Consider the following 15,700-nt stretch of genomic DNA (forward strand, 5'->3'; position numbering starts at 1 on the left):
CCGTCGGCCGCCCGCCCTCACTCGGCCCCCGCCACGCGCCGCGCCAGCGCCGCCCCCTTGTCCAGGGCGATGTCCCTCAGGTCGACCTGGAAGGACCGCATCCGTTCGCGCAGCCGAGCAGCGGCAGGACCCTCCCCCGCCCCCAGGATCCGCGCGGCCAGGAGTCCAGCGTTGCGGGCCCCGCCCACCGACACGGTCGCGACGGGCACACCCGCAGGCATCTGGACGATCGACAGCAGGGAGTCGACTCCGTCCAGGTGCTTGAGCGGCACGGGCACGCCGATGACGGGCAGTTCGGTGAGAGCCGCCAGCATACCGGGCAGATGCGCCGCCCCACCCGCGCCTGCCACGATGACCCGCAGCCCTCGCTGCGATGCCCCGCGTCCGTAGGCGACCATGTCCTCGGGCATGCGGTGCGCGGAGACCACGCCGACTTCCGCGCCGATGCCGAACTCGGTCAGCGCCTCCACGACGGGTCTCATCGTGGGCCAGTCCGAGTCGGACCCCATCACGACGCCCACCAGAGGGTTCTCCCCCGTTCGCGTGAGCATGAGCCCGTCTCCCCTCTCCTGTTCGGCGTCGATGGACGAGGACGAGGCCGTGTGGTCCTTCATGGATACTCCTTCACGCGAGTCGGCGGGCGGCGCGCAATGGGCGAGAGCCGGACGATGAGGCGGTGCGCCGGAGACGAATCGCCCCGACGACCGGTCACGCCGGTCTCCGAGCCCCGCAGCACCCCCAATTCTCCACCGAGTGGACGCACGCACGCGACCACTCGGCGCAATCGAGGCGGATCGGACGGGATCATCTGTCGAGGCTCTCGCCGCGCAAGGCCGCCACGGCCTCCTCGGCCAGCGCCCTCGCCTCCGTCAGGTCCTCTCCGCACACGGTGACATGCCCGAGCTTGCGTCCTGGCCGCACGGACTTCCCATACAAGTGGACCCGGACGTCGGAGGAGACGGCGAGTGCCCGGGCCAGTCCCTGTGAGGGGTCCTCGAAGGAACTCCCCAGGAGATTCACCATCACCGACGACGACGCCCGCGTGGCCGTGTCCCCCAGGGGCAGGTCCAAGACGGCGCGCAGGTGCTGCTCGAACTGGCTGGTCACCGACCCGTCGATCGTCCAGTGCCCCGAGTTGTGGGGCCGCATCGCCAGCTCGTTGACCAGGACGCGCTGACCGGTCCCGTCCTCGTCCTCGACGACGAACATCTCGACGGCCAGGACCCCGGTGACGCCGAGCTCCTGGGCGATGGCCTCGCCGATCTCGCGGGCCTGGCGCGCCGCGTCGGGCGCGAGCAGGGGGGCGGGCGCGATGACCGCCGAGCACACGCCTCCCGCCTGGATGGTCTGCGCCACCGGCCAGGAACGGATCTCTCCCGACGGCCTGCGGGCGAGGAGAGCTGCGACCTCGCTGGAGAACGGGACCTTCTCCTCGGCGAGGAGCGGCCCGTCGACCTCTCGGAACCAGTCGTCGACGGCGCCGGGGCCTCGGGCAACGCGCACCCCATGGCCGTCGTAACCGCCGACCGGAGTCTTGACGATCACCGGCCAGCCGACCTCCTCGCCGAAGCGCGTCAGGTCGTCGGGAGTCTCGAGCCGCGCCCACCTCGGGCAGGGCACTTCCAGCTCGCGCAGCCGTTCGCGCATGGCGAGCTTGTCCTGGGCGAAGCGCAGGGCTGCCGGCGGAGGATTGACCGACAGGGTCGGGGGCAGCCTGGCCAGCAAGGACTGAGGCACGTGCTCATGCTCGAAGGTGAGGACGTCGGCGCCGCGGACCAACGCCGCGACCGCCGCGGGATCGTCGGGCTCCCCCACCGGCGCCTCCACGACCGCCTGCCCTGTCGAGCCGTCTCGCGCCTCCACCAGCGCCCGCAGTTCGATGCCCAGCGCGATCGCGCTCTCCTGCATCATCCGCGCCAGCTGCCCGCCGCCGACGACGGCGACCACTGGCCTGGTCGATCGCTTGGTGTCCGACACGGGGCCAACCTACCCCGAGCGCCGCCGGCACCGCCCGCCCATTCGCCGAGTGGTCGCGTGCTGGCGACCACTCGGCGTCGGAGAGCCAGCCAGCGACGACGTTTCCCGCCGAGCCGGCCACCGCCTACGATGCACAGGTGCCCACTGCCCACCGGCTCCTCGACCGACTGCCCGGCGTGCGCGGCCTCGCCGCCAGCCGTCGGGACCGGCTGATCGAGATCCTGCGCTTCCTCATCGTCGGCGCGATGAACTGGATCGTCGACCTGGCGGTGTTCAACGTGGTCAGGGTTCTCACGGGCGAGCACTGGGTGATGGCCGCGAAGGTGAGTGCCGTCGCCGTGGCGACGCTGTTCTCGTGGGTGGTCAACCGCAACTGGACCTTCGCGGCGCGCGCCACGGACACGCCCGGTCGTGAGTTCGGCGGCTTCGTTCTGATCAACGTCCTGGGGATGCTGCCCCCGCTCGCGTGCCTGGGCGTCTCCCACTACCTGCTGGGGTTGACAGGGCCGCTCGCCGACAACATCTCAGCGAACGTCGTGGGCTTGGTCCTCGGCACGATCCTGCGCTATGCCGGCTACCGTCGGCTCGTGTTCACCGGCGCCGGTCGGGAGTCGGGTCCGGGGCGTTGACCGGACGCCGCTCAGAACCGGCGCGATCGACGGCCCATCGACACCAGCGGCCCCTCCGGCATGACCCGGTCCGGATCGAGGGAGGCGGGGATGGCGGCCAGGGAGACGGTGAAGACCGGGGGGCGGCGCTGCGTGAGCTCCAGGCGTCCGCCCATCCCCTGCATGAGGTCGTGGGCGAGCGCCAGGCCGATGCCGGTGGACCCGTGCCCCGAGACGCCGTACTGGAAGATGTCGGGAGCCAGGTCATCCTCGATGCCGGGGCCCTCATCGGAGACCTCGATCATGACGCCGCGCTTGTTGGACGAGCGCCGGGCGACCACGCGCGTCACACCCGCGCCGTAGCGCAGGGCGTTCTCGATGAGGGTCGCCAGCACCTGAATGAGCTTCGCCTCGTCGGCGAGCACCGGCACCGCCGCCTCATCGGTGAACACGAGATCGCGACCGGCCCGCTCGAAGGGGGCCTCCCATTCCTCGCGGAGGGCGTTGAGGACTTCGAGGATGTGGATCGCGGCCGTCTGCCCGCCAGCCCGGGCGTTGGCGTCGAGGAGTTCGGTGACCACCTGGGTCATGCGCTCGACCTGTTCGAGGGAGCGCCGCGCCTCCTGGCGGACCTCCTCCTCCGTGGAGATCATCTCGATCTCCTCCAGCCGCATCGACAGGGCGGTCAGAGGGGTGCGCAGCTGGTGGGAGGCGTCGGCGGCGAACTGCCGCTCCGCGGCGAGGCGCCCCGCCATCCGCTCCCCGGTGCGGGCCAGCTCGTCCTGGACGAGGTCAATCTCCTCGATGCCCGACGGCCTCACCCGCGCGCGGACCTGCCCCGACCCGATCTGCTCGGCCTGGGCGGCGAGGTAGATGAGCGGGGCGGAGAGGCGTCTGGACAGCCGGTTCGCCAGCGCCCATCCCACGATGAGCGAGACGAGCATTCCTCCGCCGAACATCGCGACGACGGTCGCCGACTTGCGGATGGCGGGCCATGCCGAGACCTCCATGCGCACCGTCGTGCCCAGGGCGGAGGACTGCACCGATGTCATCTTCGGGCGGTCCACGTCGTCACCGGCGACGATGACGGCGCCCGCGCCGTCCTGCTCGCCGGGCGCGGCGACACGGGTCCAGGCGACGGGCTGGTCGGAGGCCAGGGGAACGGCCCAGGCCTCGACGACGGACTGGGGGATGGCCTGGCCCTCCGTGACACGACGATCGACCGCGCGCAGCAGCGACAGGGCCCTCGCGTCGAGGCTGCGCTGCTCGCTGTTCCACACCATCGCCGAGCCCATGAAGGCGCCCGGCACACCCATCAGCAGCGCCACCACGGCGACGGCCGTCAGGATCATCTGGATGGCGCGCCTGCGCACGACGTCCCTCCTTCCGGCCCTGCGGGGTCAGTCCCTCCCGGTCTCGAACCGGAATCCCATGCCGCGCACCGTCGTGATGTAGCGGGGGTCCGCGGCGTCGTCGCCGAGCTTGCGCCTCAGCCATGACACGTGCATGTCGAGGGTCTTCGTCGAGCCGGTCGGATCCGAGCCCCACACCTCGCGCATCAGCGCGTCGCGTTCCACGACGTTGCCGGCCTCCCTCACGAGGACGCGGAGGAGGTCGAACTCCTTGGCCGTGAGCTGGAGCTCGCGCTCGCCGACGAAGGCTCGGTGCGCCGCGACGTCCACCCTGACGTCCTGGGCGGTGAGGTCGCCGTCGGAGGAATCGCCGAAGCTGCGGCGCAGCAGGGCGCGCACCCGCGCCAGCAGCTCTGCGAGGCGGAACGGCTTCGTCACGTAGTCGTCGGCTCCGGCGTCCAGACCGACGACCATGTCGACCTCGTCCGTGCGCGCGGTGAGGATGAGGATCGGCACGGACCGACCCTGGGACCGGATCTCACGCGCGACGTCGAGCCCGTCCATGTCGGGCAGCCCGAGGTCCAGCACGACCAGGTCGGCGCCGTCGAGCTCGCCGAGCGCGCCTCGGCCAGTGCCGTGCGCCCGCACCTCGTACCCTTCACGGCCCAGGGCACGGGCGAGCGGTTCGGAGATCGCGGGATCGTCTTCGACGAGGAGCACTGTAGTCACTGGGTCATCCTATCCCTTTGCACCCTTCTCTTTTTCATATTTCTTGACCGAGTAAAATCTAGTCCAAAATGTGAATCATGCGTGGACGTCGTCCGCCTGCCCCTCCGCTCGGGAACGACGAGGGCGCCGCCGCTGTCCGGTCGGCCATCATTCATCCGACCGCGAGAGCAGATACGGCGACACTGTCCCGAACCCTCGGAGCTCGGCGCTGGGGAACTCCTCGAGCTCGTAGCCCGATCCTCCCTTGCCCGCCGCGACGGCGGCGGCGGTGGCGGGATCCGTGAGGATCTGCCCGACCGGAGCGACATCGACCAGCCGCGATGCCAGGTTCACCGGCGGCCCGAAGACATCGCCCGACCGGGAGAACACGTCACCGCGGACGAACGAGGCGCGCACCGGGAGGATGTCCTCATCGGCCTGGAGGCGCTCAATGAGCGAGGTCACGACGCGCAGCCCGGTGGGCAGATCGTCGGCGATGAAGAAGACGGCGTCCCCGATCATCTTCACGACACGGCCCCCGGCCTCGGTGACGGCGTTGCGGCAGGCGTCCTCGAAACGCTCGACGAGGCCGACCAAGCGGCCCCCGAGGATCGTGGAGGACGACGTGTAGGAGACCATGTCGACAAACCCCAGAGACCGGCTGAGGGGGAAACGCCTCCTCGCCGACTCCCTGCCGCGTCGGGACACCTCGTGGTCCACCCGCTCGAGCAGCGCGTCGAGCTGGCGCTGCCACGAGTAGACCAGCGAACGGCCGAGGAAGTCCACATGCGTGCGCATCTGGTCGAGCACCACCATGCGGGCGGAGGTGTCGTCGAGGTCCATGCGCCGCATCGCGTCCTCGACGAGCGCCTCGACCTGCCACAGCGCCAGCCGGTCGGCCATATGGGACTGTGCGCGCAGCAGGGATCGGCCCGTCGCCACGTCGACGGCCCCCGACCGCGTGAGCTCATTCCACTGCCGGTACGCCTCCAGGTCCCGCTCGGTGAAGGCGACTTCATCGGGTTCCACGGACGGGAAGCCCATGACGAGCCAGAAGTCCTCAATGTCCGAGACCTCCGTCTCCGCGCGCCTCGCGAGGTCGCGCGCGGTCAGGGTCGGCCTGCCCCCCAGCAGCAAGTCTTCATAGGCCGAGATCGTCGAGGCCGATCGGCGCGCCGACGGTCCCCCACGGGAACCCGGGTCGACAGCGGGGACGCCCTCGTCAATCGACGGACCGCCCCCAGACGCCCCGGCTCCGCCCGCGGTCGACGGGTCGACGGGACGGGTCGCCGCGATATCGGTGGGGGTCACGCTGCTTCGTCCTCCTGGTCCTGCGGTCCTGACGCGAACGACGCCCCAGCGCATGGACGCGGGGCGCGGCGGCAGAGGAGCACCCGGATGTGTCCCCTGTCACTCCCCCAAGGGTAGTGCTCGATTCGCTCCGGGGCGAGGCGTCGACGCCCGCGCCCTCCAGTGACCAGCGTCCCGCGGCCTCCCACCCTCCTGTCCCGCGGTCCGGCGCAGCTAGGCTGGGCCGCGTGAACACGCAGAGCACCCGCGTCCCGTCGGCCCTCGACCGCAGCGCCGACGACTATGTCCTCACCGTCGCCCGCATCAACCCGATCGCCGCCACCGACTGGGGTCTTCCCGGAACGCCCGGGGCGCTGCCGGACTACTCGCCGGACGGCTGGGCGCGTCAGCTCGACCTCGACCGCGCTCTCGTCGCCGACGCGCTCCGGGCCCAGACCCGGCCCCGCGACGACGTCGACCGTGTCACCGCGTCCGCCATCGTCGAGGGCCTGGGCGCCCAGATCGGCGTCTCCGAAGCCGGGGAGGACCTGGCCGCCGTCAACAACATCGCCTCTCCGATCCAGGAGGTCCGCGACAGCTTCGACCTGATGCCGAGGGAGACGGCCGAGGATTGGCAGGCGGTGGCCGACCGCCTCCACGCCGTGCCCCACGCGCTGGCGGGCTACGAGGAGTCGCTGCGGCTGGCCGCCTCGCGCGGCCTCGTCGCCGCTCGCCGCCAGATCCTCATCGGGATCGAGGAGTCGCGCGATCTCGCGGGCCCCGCCGGTGTCTTGGCCTCCCTCGCGGAGGAGGGCGCGGCCAACCCCGCGGCCCGGGACGTCCCGGGCCTGTCGGAGGCCCTGCGCGAGGGCGCCCGGGCGGCCGGCGAGGCCTACGGCCGACTGGCGGGAGCCCTGGAATCCGATCTGCTGGACCGGGCGCCTGAGCGGGACGGGGTCGGACGCGAGCGCTACGAGCGCTTCTCCCGACTCTTCACGGGCGCCGTCGTGGACCTGGACGAGACCTACGAGTGGGGCCTCGACCAGTTGGCGCGCATCGACTCCGAGCAACGCGCCATCGCAGCCGACCTGTACGGCCCGGGAACCACGGTCCGGGAGACGATGGCTCGCCTCAACGACGAGCCCGATCTGCAGCTCCACGGCACCGCCGCCCTGCAGCAGTGGATGCAGGGGCTGGCGGACTCCGTCGTCGCCGACCTCGACGGAACCCACTTCGACATCCCCGCCCCCGCCCACCGCATCGAGTGCCTGCTCGCCCCCTCCCACAACGGGGGCATCTACTACACGGCGCCCTCACAGGACTTCTCCCGCCCGGGCCGCATGTGGTGGTCCGTCCCCGAGGGCGAGACCGTCTTCCACACCTGGCAGGAGCGCACCACCGTCTTCCACGAGGGCGTTCCCGGCCACCACCTCCAGATCTCCCAGGCGCTCGCCGAGGCCGGCTCCCTCGATCTCTACCGCCGCATGGCCTCGTGGAACTCGGGACACGGAGAGGGATGGGCGCTGTACGCGGAGGGGCTGATGGCGGAGCTGGGCCACCAAGACGAGCCCGCCAACCGGATGGGGCTGCTGGACTCGATGCGGCTGCGTGCAGCCCGGGTGGCGCTCGACATCGGCGTCCACCTCGGCAAGGAGCGTCCCGGGGGCGGCGGGATCTGGGACCGCGACTTCGCGTGGCGGTTCCTCAAGGAGAATGTCGCGATGGCCGACGGGTTCCTGTCCTTCGAGCTCAACCGGTATCTCGGGTGGCCTGGGCAGGCGCCCTCGTACAAGGTGGGTCAACGTCTGTGGACCCAGATGCGCGAGGACTACCTCGCCACCGCGGGCTCCCGAGGGGAGGAGGCCTCGCTCCGGGCGTTCCACTCCAAGGCGCTGCGCCTCGGCAGCCTCCCGATGGCCACCCTGCGCGAGGCCGTCCTGTCCTGACCCCGCCGGGCTCATCGATCGAATGGTCCTGTGAGACAGATCCGCGCCGCTCCCCCTGATTCGCCGAGTGGTCGCGAGCAAGCGACCACTCGGCGACATCAGCATGTCAGCACCCCTACGAAAGGATCTCTATGATCCGCCTCGTCCTCGCGTCGCAGTCGCCAGCACGCCTGGCCACACTGCGCGCAGCCGGCATCACACCGATCGTCCGCGTCTCCCAGATCGACGAGAACGCCGTCCTGGCGGGGCTGCCGGGCGGCCGGGCATTCGACGGAGGCCCGACCATGCCCGCCGACGAGGTCGCCGCGCTGGCTGCCGCCAAGTGCCGAGCCGTCGCCGCCTCCGTCGAGACGCTCGAGCCGGACGCCGATCATGTACCGGACGCCGATCGACTGGTCGTCCTCGGATGCGACTCCATGCTTGAGATGGGTCAACGCATGCTGGGCAAGCCGCACAACCCCGACGTGGCGCGGCGCCGCATCCGCGAGATGCGCAACCGCAGCGCCGTCCTGTGGACCGGGCACCACGCGATCGTGCTGGATCGCACGGTCGGACGGCAGAGCCTGTCCGGCCTCCCCGACTCACCGAGTGGTCGCATGCACGCGACTACTCGCGACGACCGGCTGGGCGCGCCGCGCTGGCATCGCACTGCGGAAGCCGGCAGCACAGCATCGACCATCGTGCACTTCGGGGACATCTCTGACGCCGAGATCGACGCCTACGTCGACTCCGGCGAGCCGCTTGAAGTTGCCGGCTCTTTCACGGTCGACGGCTTGGGCGGGCCTTTCATCACCGGTATCGAAGGCGACTACCACTCTGTCGTCGGCCTGTCTCTGCCGCTGGTGCGCATCATGCTGCGCGACCTCGGGATCTTCTGGCCCGACCTGTGGGACCTGCGGCGCTGACGGTTCCAGTCTGATGGCCAGTGCACGATCGCTGGACTCCACTCGGCGGACCGCCCCGCCGCTCGTGCCGTCGGGCTCTACAGTGTGCTCATGGACACCAGGAAGGCATGGGGCATCGGCCTCGCGACAGCGACGAAAAGCGGACAGACATTGGACGTCTGGTACCCGCGACCGCACCTCGGCGGGCGCACCGACACCTCGGAGGGAACCGACTCCGACCTGCTGGCCACACTCGGCGGCCTAGAGCGCGAGGACACGGCCCGCGGGATCTACACGACGGTGGTGACCTGCCAGGCGGACCTCGACGACCAACCGCAGTCGACAGCGGATTCCTATCTGCGCCTGCATCTGCTCTCACACCGTCTGGTCCTGCCGAACTCCATCAATCTGGACGGCATCTTCTCCCGCCTGCCCAATGTCGTGTGGACGACAGCGGGCCCGTGCGCCACGGAGGACTTCGAGGAGACGCGGGTGCGTCTGCGCCTGCGCGACGGCCATCAGGTGACGGTCACGAGCGTCGACAAGTTCCCCCCGATGGTGAATTACGTCATCCCCTCAGGGGTGCGCATCGCGGACGGGGCGAAGGTCCGGCTCGGCGCGCACCTGGCCGAGGGAACGACTGTGATGCACGCCGGGTTCGTCAACTTCAACGCCGGCACGCTCGGGAAGTCCATGATCGAGGGACGCATTTCGCAGGGGGTTGTCATCGGAAACGGCTCGGACGTGGGCGGCGGCGCCTCGACGATGGGGCGCCTGTCGGGAGGCGGCCGCGAGCGCGTCAGTCTCGGGGAGCGTTGCCTGCTCGGCGCGAACTCAGGCCTGGGGATCTCGTTGGGCGACGATTGCGTCGTCGAGTCGGGCCTGTACCTCACAGCCGGCACGAAGGTCGCGGTCCTCTCCAGCGGCGGAGTCGTCCCCGGCTCCGGGGGCGTCTTCATGGATCCCCGCACCGTGGCTGCCCGCGAGCTGTCGGGGGCGTCCAACGTCCTGTTCCGCCGCAACTCCGTGTCCGGACGCGTCGAGGCGCTTCCCCGAGGCGGTCACGGCATCGAGCTCAACGACGCCCTCCACAAGAACTGACGATCCGCGCCGCGTCATCGGCGAGGGCGTCCCGCGTTGCCGGCCCCGCCACCCCGCTTCACGACACTAGTCTCGCCGAGTGGTCGCGTGCAGACGACCACTCGGCGGAACTGCAGGTGACGCGGACGCTATGAGAGCGCGTCAGCCGGCCCAAGCGGCTCCGCTGTCAGCCGTCCACGCGGGCTGAACGCTGGCGCAGAGGCACGTAGCTGCGCTCCGCCTCGCCGATGTAGACCTGGCGGGGCCGGCCGATCTTCGTGGCTGGATCCTCGGCCATCTCCTTGTACTGGGCGATCCACCCGGGCAGGCGTCCCAGGGCGAACAACGGGGTGAACATCTTCGTCGGGAAACCCATCGCGGAGTAGATGAGGCCCGTGTAGAAATCGACGTTCGGGTAGAGCTTGCGCTCCTTGAAGTAGTCGTCCGCCAATGCGATGCCTTCCAACTCCATCGCGATGTCCAGCAGGTCGTCCTTCTTGCCCAGGCGGGTGAGGACATCGTGGGCGGCGTCCTTGACGATCGCGGCCCGGGGGTCGTAGTTCTTGTAGACCCGGTGCCCGAAACCCATGAGACGCACGCCCTCCGCCTTGTTCTTCACCTTGTCGACGAAGGACTGCACCGTATCGCCGGAATCGCGGATCTGTGTGAGCATCCGCAGGACCGCCTCGTTGGCGCCGCCGTGCAACGGGCCCGCGAGCGCCCCGACGCCCGAGGCGACGGACGCGTAGAGGTTCGCCTGCGAGGATCCCACCAGGCGCACCGTGGATGTCGAGCAGTTCTGCTCATGGTCGGCATGGAGGATGAGGAGCATGTCCAGGGCGCGCACCAGCGCGGGGTCGATGTCATACGCCTGGTAGGGCATGCCGAACGTCATGCGGATGAAGTCCTCGGCATATCCGCGCTGGGAGTCCGGATAGAGCAGCGGCAGCCCGGCGGCCCGTTTCGCGATGTAGCTGATCATCGTCGGCATCTTCGCGATGAGCAGGACCGCCGCCTCGCTGAGCTGCTCCGGATCGCGCGGGTCCAGGGTGTCCTCGTAGTAGGTGGCGAGGCCCGCGACCCCCGCCTGGAGGATCGCCATCGGGTGGCCGTCGTGCGGGAACGCCGTGAAGAACGCCTTGAAGTCCTCGTGCAGGAGACGGTGGCGCTGAATGCGGCGGATGAACTGCTCGAGTGTGGCGGCGTCGGGCAGCTCCCCATAGATGAGCAGGTAGGCGACCTCGAGGAAGCTTGAGTTCTTCGCGAGCTGCTCGATGGGGTATCCCCGGTAGCGCAGGATCCCCCGGTCCCCATCGATGTAGGTGATCGAGGACTCGCATGAGCCGGTGTTCGTGAATCCGGGATCCAGGGTGACGACGCCCGCCTCCGAGAGGACCCGCCCGACCCTGAGGCCGTCGCTCCCCTGGGTCGCGCGGACGCGGGGAAGCTCGACACGACGTCCGTCGACGCTCAGGACGCCGTCCGGATGCCCCTTCGCTCCTGGCACCGGGGTCTGGGACGGCGCGTCCTGTGTGGTCCCTGGGACGCTCTTATCGGGGCTGGTGGTGCTGACCATCAGGTGTCGGCCTCCTCATCGTGGTGCTCTGTTGTGGTCGTCATCATTGACGAAGGTGGGACTGTAGTCCCAACTGTAGTACCCGTCACTCCCCTCCGCCCGAGGATTCCGGCGGTGCGGATGTCCCTCCGGCCGACTGTTCCAGGCGCCGCGCGGCCTGGTCAATGCGCTCGTCCGTCGCTGTGAGCGCGATCCGGACATGGCCGGTCCCCGCCGTCCCGTAGAAGTCTCCGGGAGCAGCCAGAATGCCCAGGCCGGCGAGACGGTCGACGAGCTCGCGCCCGCTGGCTCCGCCTCGAGCGTCCCTGACCCACAGGTACAGGCCGGCCACCGACTCCGGATCGTTCTCCAGACCGGCCTCGGGCAGGGCCCGGAGGAGGCGCTCTCTGCGCGCCCGGTATCGTTCCCGCTGGGCGCTGACATGCTCCACGTCGACGAGGGCGGCTCCCATGGCGTGCTGGACGGGGGTGGGAACCATGAGACCGGCATGGCGCCGGACCTCCGTGACCGCCGCGATGAGGGCCGGGTCGCCGATGAGCAGCCCGGCACGGTATCCGGCCAGGTTCGATTGTTTGGACAGCGAGTACAGAACCAGCAGGCCCCGCGGGTCGCCGTCGCAGACCCGCTGGTCCAGCAGGGAGGGGACGCCCTCGTCGATGAAGGGCGGGGACCAGGGAAGCGCGGCGTAGCACTCGTCAGAGGCGATGACCGCGCCGTGTGCGCGAGCCCAGGCGACGGCCGAACGGAGCTGCGGGAGAGTGAGGACGTGCCCGTCGGGGTTTCCCGGTGAGTTCAGCCAGACCATGGCCGCGTCGGGCCACGATTCCGGATGAGTCGGATCGACGGGGACGGCGGTCGCGCCCGCGAGGCGAGCGCCGACGTCATAGGTGGGGTAGGCCGCAGCGGGGACCAGCACGATGTCGCCCTGCGACACGCCCAGCAGAGCTGGAAGCCAGGCCACCGCTTCCTTCGAGCCGATCGTCGGGATTGTGCCCTGCCGGCCGACATCGACCATGTTCCGTCGCGCAGCCCAGGCGAGAATCGCGTCGCGGACCTCGCTGGTTCCCACGACCTGCGGGTAGCCCGGCGCGTCTGAGGCCTCGGCGAGGGCTTCGCGGATGAAGAGAGGGGTCGGATCGACCGGCGTGCCTACGGAGAGGTCGCATATCCCGCCCGGATGCTGCTGCGCGGTGCGGCGGGCCACCGCAAGGGTGTCCCAGGGGAAGTCAGGCAGCCCAAGCGGGCGGGGCAGCGTGGTCATGTGGGCCTCCTGAGTCCGGACGCTTCGGCGCCCTCCAGACTAAGTCCCCAAGCCCCCACGATGCGCCGAGTGGTCGCCAGCATGCGTCCAGTCGGCGCGGGAGCCGGTCCGGAACGACTCCGCCGTGCCTCTCTCAGTGGGAGTTGAGGTAGTCCTGGTTCTGCGGGGGCAACGCCGCAATCATCGGATCGTCAAAATCCTGAACCCCGGCGCGCTGCGCGCCACCGGGAGAACCCAGGCCGGCAAAGAAATCAACATTCGCGCGGAAATAATCCGACCATTCCTCCGGCAGATCATCCTCATAGAAGATCGCCTCCGTCGGGCACACCGGCTCACACGCCCCGCAATCCACGCACTCCTCCGGATGGATGTACAACGTACGTGCACCCTCATAGATGCAATCCACCGGACACTCATCCACACACGCGCGATCCTTGACATCCACACACGGCTGCGCGATCACATAGGTCATCGGAACCTCCTCGATTGCGCGTCGGCGGCACCCAGGCGCCGCGACGTTCACTGAGCCCTATTATCGCCCATGTGAACGCCGACGCCGGAATGAGCCGATCCCCCTCGCACCGACCTGGCACCGCCCCCCACGGTCCTGTTGGAGGTGCCCCCGCGCTCCCCTGGATGGCGTGGGAACCGGGAATCCGCGTGGTGGTGCGGTACCGGCTGGCCGACGGGCTTCACGACGCCTTGGGTGAGCTGCTGGAAACCGCGCCCGATCACGTGAGTGTTCGCACACGCCGCGGCGATGTGCGGGTCATGGCCGAGACAATGGTCACCGGCAAGCAAGTGCCGCCTGCGCCATGGTGAGGCTAGTTCCGCCGAGTGGTCGCAAGCACGTGACCACTCGGCGGAACTACGGTGTCTTGAGGATTCCGGCCGCCGCCTTGACCGGCCAGGACCTCTGCCGTCAGTGTTGGCCGCGGCGTTGACGCGCGGCGATCTTGAAACGCTCCTGAGAGTCGAGGACGACCTTGCGCACACGCACCGCCTCCGGAGTCACCTCGACGCATTCGTCATTGGCCGCGAACTCCAGGGACTCCTCCAGGCTAAGCTTGCGCGAGGGCGTCAGGGACTCGTAGACGTCGGCCGTTGAGGAACGCGTGTTCGTCTGCTTCTTCTCGCGTGTGATGTTGACGTCCATGTCCTCGCCGCGCGGATTCTCGCCGACGACCTGGCCCTCATAGACCTCCGAACCGGGTTCGACGATGAAAGAGCCGCGCTCCTGGAGATTCGTCATCGCGTAGGGCGTCGCTTTTCCCACGCGGTCGGACACCAGAGAGCCTGTGAGACGCTGCTCGATGATGCCCTGCCATGGTTCATACCCCTCGGCGATCGAGTAGGCGATGCCCGTGCCCCGTGTCTCCGTGAGGAACCGGGTGCGGAAACCGATGAGGCCTCGTGACGGCACGATGAACTCCAGCCGGATCCACCCCGTTCCGTGATTCGCCATCGACGTCATCCGGCCCTTGCGCTGAGCCATCAGCTGGGTGACCGCGCCCAGGTGCTCCTCGGGGATATCGATGGTCATGCGCTCCATCGGTTCGCAAAGCTTGCCGTCAATCTCCTTGGTGACCACCTGCGGCTTGCCCACAGTCAGCTCGAATCCCTCGCGGCGCATCTGCTCGACGAGGATCGCGAGCGCCAGCTCGCCGCGGTCCTGGACCTCCCACGCATCCGGACGGTCCGTGGGAAGCACACGGATGGACACATTGCCGACGAGCTCGCGGTCCAGCCGGTCCTTCACCTGGCGTGCGGTAACCTTCGCCCCCTTGACCCGTCCGGCCATCGGAGACGTGTTGATCCCGATCGTCATCGAGATCGCAGGGTCGTCCACCTTGATGAGGGGCAGCGGACGCGGATCCTCCAGATCGACCAGCGACTCGCCGATCGTGATGTCCTCCACACCCGCGGCGGCGACGATCTCGCCGGGACCCGCTTCCTCAGCGGGAACACGCTCCAGGCCCTCCGTGCGCAGCAACTCGGTGATACGCACCGGCTTGATGCTTCCATCGTGGCGGGCCAGGCCGACTGTCTCCCCCTTGCGGAGAGTGCCGTTGTGGATGCGCAACAGCGCCAGGCGGCCCAGGAACGGCGAGGCGTCCAAGTTCGTGACATGGGCCTGAAGCGGCGAGCCCTCCTCGTAGGTGGGACCGGGGATGTGCTGGAGGATGGTCGAGAAGAGCGGTTCCAGATCCTCGGTGGGAAGGTTGCCATCCCCGGGATTCGTCAGGGACGAGACACCTGCTTTCGCCGATGCGTAGATGACCGGAACGTCCAGCAGCGAGTCGACATCGGCCTCGACGCCCTCGTTCATGATGTCCTCAGCGAGCGAGAGGAGGAGGTCAGTGGTCTCAGACACGACTTCAGTGATCCGGGAGTCAGGACGATCGACCTTGTTGATGACGACGACGACCGGGAGTTTTGCTTCCAAGGCCTTGCGGAGGACGAACCGGGTCTGGGGAAGCGGCCCCTCCGAGGCGTCGACGAGCAGGACGACCCCGTCGACCATGGATAGGCCACGTTCGACTTCTCCACCGAAGTCAGCGTGTCCGGGAGTGTCGATCACGTTGATCGTGACGTCGTCCAGACCGAGCTTCTTCGCAGCGGGCCCGTGGTAGTGGATCGACGTGTTCTTCGCGAGGATCGTGATGCCCTTCTCGCGTTCAAGGTCGCCGGAGTCCATCACCCGCTCGCCGGTCTTCTCGACCGTCGCGTGGGCGGAGAACGCGCCCGACTGCCACAGCATCGCGTCCACCAATGTCGTCTTGCCATGGTCGACATGAGCGACAATGGCGACATTGCGCAGATCAGGACGCACTGACATGAAGGTCTCCTCGGACTCTGATGGGCTACCGCCCGCGAGTGGACGCAAGCATGCGACCACTCGACGATGATGGACCGTCGTACCGCCCGGACGGCGCCTTCGAGAGGGGCCGTCCAGCTCTTCCGAAATGGAAGAGCGAGTACGAAGCCGATCCTCATTCCAGACTAAACGCTCGGAGG

General features: G+C 69.1%; 14 protein-coding genes. 5 read left to right on the top strand and 9 right to left on the bottom strand.

Annotated elements, in window-relative coordinates; all coding sequences use genetic code 11:
* Nucleotides 1–17: 17 nt before the first annotated feature.
* Together purE and ACFQWG_RS07120 are read right to left on the bottom strand one after the other, a co-directional pair.
* Nucleotides 18–551 carry a 5-(carboxyamino)imidazole ribonucleotide mutase gene (purE, locus tag ACFQWG_RS07115; protein WP_380976271.1) on the bottom strand — a complete coding sequence of 178 codons (534 nt, stop codon included), beginning with the start codon at nucleotides 549–551 and terminating at the stop codon, nucleotides 18–20.
* A gap of 253 nt (nucleotides 552–804) precedes the next feature.
* Nucleotides 805–1,977 (bottom strand): 5-(carboxyamino)imidazole ribonucleotide synthase, encoded by a 1,173-nt coding sequence (locus tag ACFQWG_RS07120; RefSeq protein ID WP_380973677.1) that lies wholly within the window; start codon nucleotides 1,975–1,977, stop codon nucleotides 805–807.
* A gap of 137 nt (nucleotides 1,978–2,114) precedes the next feature.
* Here ACFQWG_RS07120 and ACFQWG_RS07125 point away from each other — a divergent pair, with 137 nt between their 5' ends.
* Nucleotides 2,115–2,606 carry a GtrA family protein gene (locus ACFQWG_RS07125; RefSeq protein WP_380973680.1) on the top strand — a complete coding sequence of 164 codons (492 nt, stop codon included), beginning with the start codon at nucleotides 2,115–2,117 and terminating at the stop codon, nucleotides 2,604–2,606.
* An 11-nt stretch (nucleotides 2,607–2,617) separates the two neighbouring features.
* On the opposite strand, the gene ACFQWG_RS07130 is transcribed toward ACFQWG_RS07125, so the two are convergent.
* From ACFQWG_RS07130 to ACFQWG_RS07140, 3 genes are all read right to left on the bottom strand, one after another.
* Nucleotides 2,618–3,958, bottom strand: a complete 1,341-nt coding sequence (locus ACFQWG_RS07130; RefSeq protein WP_380973683.1) for a sensor histidine kinase — start codon at nucleotides 3,956–3,958, stop codon at nucleotides 2,618–2,620.
* A gap of 27 nt (nucleotides 3,959–3,985) precedes the next feature.
* Nucleotides 3,986–4,666 (bottom strand): response regulator transcription factor, encoded by a 681-nt coding sequence (locus ACFQWG_RS07135; RefSeq protein WP_291498028.1) that lies wholly within the window; start codon nucleotides 4,664–4,666, stop codon nucleotides 3,986–3,988.
* A gap of 147 nt (nucleotides 4,667–4,813) precedes the next feature.
* Nucleotides 4,814–5,800 carry an adenylate/guanylate cyclase domain-containing protein gene (locus ACFQWG_RS07140; RefSeq protein WP_380976273.1) on the bottom strand — a complete coding sequence of 329 codons (987 nt, stop codon included), beginning with the start codon at nucleotides 5,798–5,800 and terminating at the stop codon, nucleotides 4,814–4,816.
* A 383-nt stretch (nucleotides 5,801–6,183) separates the two neighbouring features.
* Here ACFQWG_RS07140 and ACFQWG_RS07145 point away from each other — a divergent pair, with 383 nt between their 5' ends.
* The 3 genes from ACFQWG_RS07145 to dapD all read left to right on the top strand — a co-directional run bounded on the left by ACFQWG_RS07145 (nucleotide 6,184) and on the right by dapD (nucleotide 9,866).
* Nucleotides 6,184–7,881 (top strand): DUF885 domain-containing protein, encoded by a 1,698-nt coding sequence (locus ACFQWG_RS07145; RefSeq protein WP_380973687.1) that lies wholly within the window; start codon nucleotides 6,184–6,186, stop codon nucleotides 7,879–7,881.
* Between the two features lie 134 nt (nucleotides 7,882–8,015).
* Nucleotides 8,016–8,786, top strand: a complete 771-nt coding sequence (locus ACFQWG_RS07150; protein ID WP_380976275.1) for a Maf family protein — start codon at nucleotides 8,016–8,018, stop codon at nucleotides 8,784–8,786.
* Nucleotides 8,787–8,876: 90 nt separating this feature from the next.
* Nucleotides 8,877–9,866, top strand: coding sequence for a 2,3,4,5-tetrahydropyridine-2,6-dicarboxylate N-succinyltransferase (gene dapD, locus ACFQWG_RS07155; protein ID WP_380973689.1), 990 nt, complete (start codon nucleotides 8,877–8,879; stop codon nucleotides 9,864–9,866).
* A 166-nt stretch (nucleotides 9,867–10,032) separates the two neighbouring features.
* Here the strand turns inward: dapD and ACFQWG_RS07160 are convergent, their stop codons facing one another.
* The 3 genes from ACFQWG_RS07160 to fdxA form a co-directional block, all read right to left on the bottom strand.
* Entirely contained in the window at nucleotides 10,033–11,421 is a 1,389-nt protein-coding gene (locus tag ACFQWG_RS07160) for a citrate synthase (protein ID WP_380973691.1), read from the bottom strand.
* An 85-nt stretch (nucleotides 11,422–11,506) separates the two neighbouring features.
* Nucleotides 11,507–12,682, bottom strand: coding sequence for a succinyldiaminopimelate transaminase (dapC, locus tag ACFQWG_RS07165; protein WP_380973694.1), 1,176 nt, complete (start codon nucleotides 12,680–12,682; stop codon nucleotides 11,507–11,509).
* 133 nt (nucleotides 12,683–12,815) lie between these two features.
* Nucleotides 12,816–13,154, bottom strand: a complete 339-nt coding sequence (gene fdxA / locus ACFQWG_RS07170; protein ID WP_291498019.1) for a ferredoxin — start codon at nucleotides 13,152–13,154, stop codon at nucleotides 12,816–12,818.
* Between the two features lie 164 nt (nucleotides 13,155–13,318).
* On the opposite strand from fdxA, the gene ACFQWG_RS07175 reads away from it, so the two are divergent.
* Entirely contained in the window at nucleotides 13,319–13,504 is a 186-nt protein-coding gene (locus ACFQWG_RS07175; protein WP_291498018.1) for a putative acetyltransferase, read from the top strand.
* A 100-nt stretch (nucleotides 13,505–13,604) separates the two neighbouring features.
* Here ACFQWG_RS07175 and typA read toward each other — a convergent pair whose 3' ends face one another.
* Complete coding sequence (typA, locus tag ACFQWG_RS07180; RefSeq protein WP_380973698.1) at nucleotides 13,605–15,521, bottom strand: translational GTPase TypA; 1,917 nt, start codon at nucleotides 15,519–15,521, stop codon at nucleotides 13,605–13,607.
* Nucleotides 15,522–15,700: the final 179 nt, after the last annotated feature.

It is taken from the genome of Schaalia naturae (assembly GCF_042665795.1).
GTDB lineage: Bacteria > Actinomycetota > Actinomycetes > Actinomycetales > Actinomycetaceae > Pauljensenia > Pauljensenia naturae.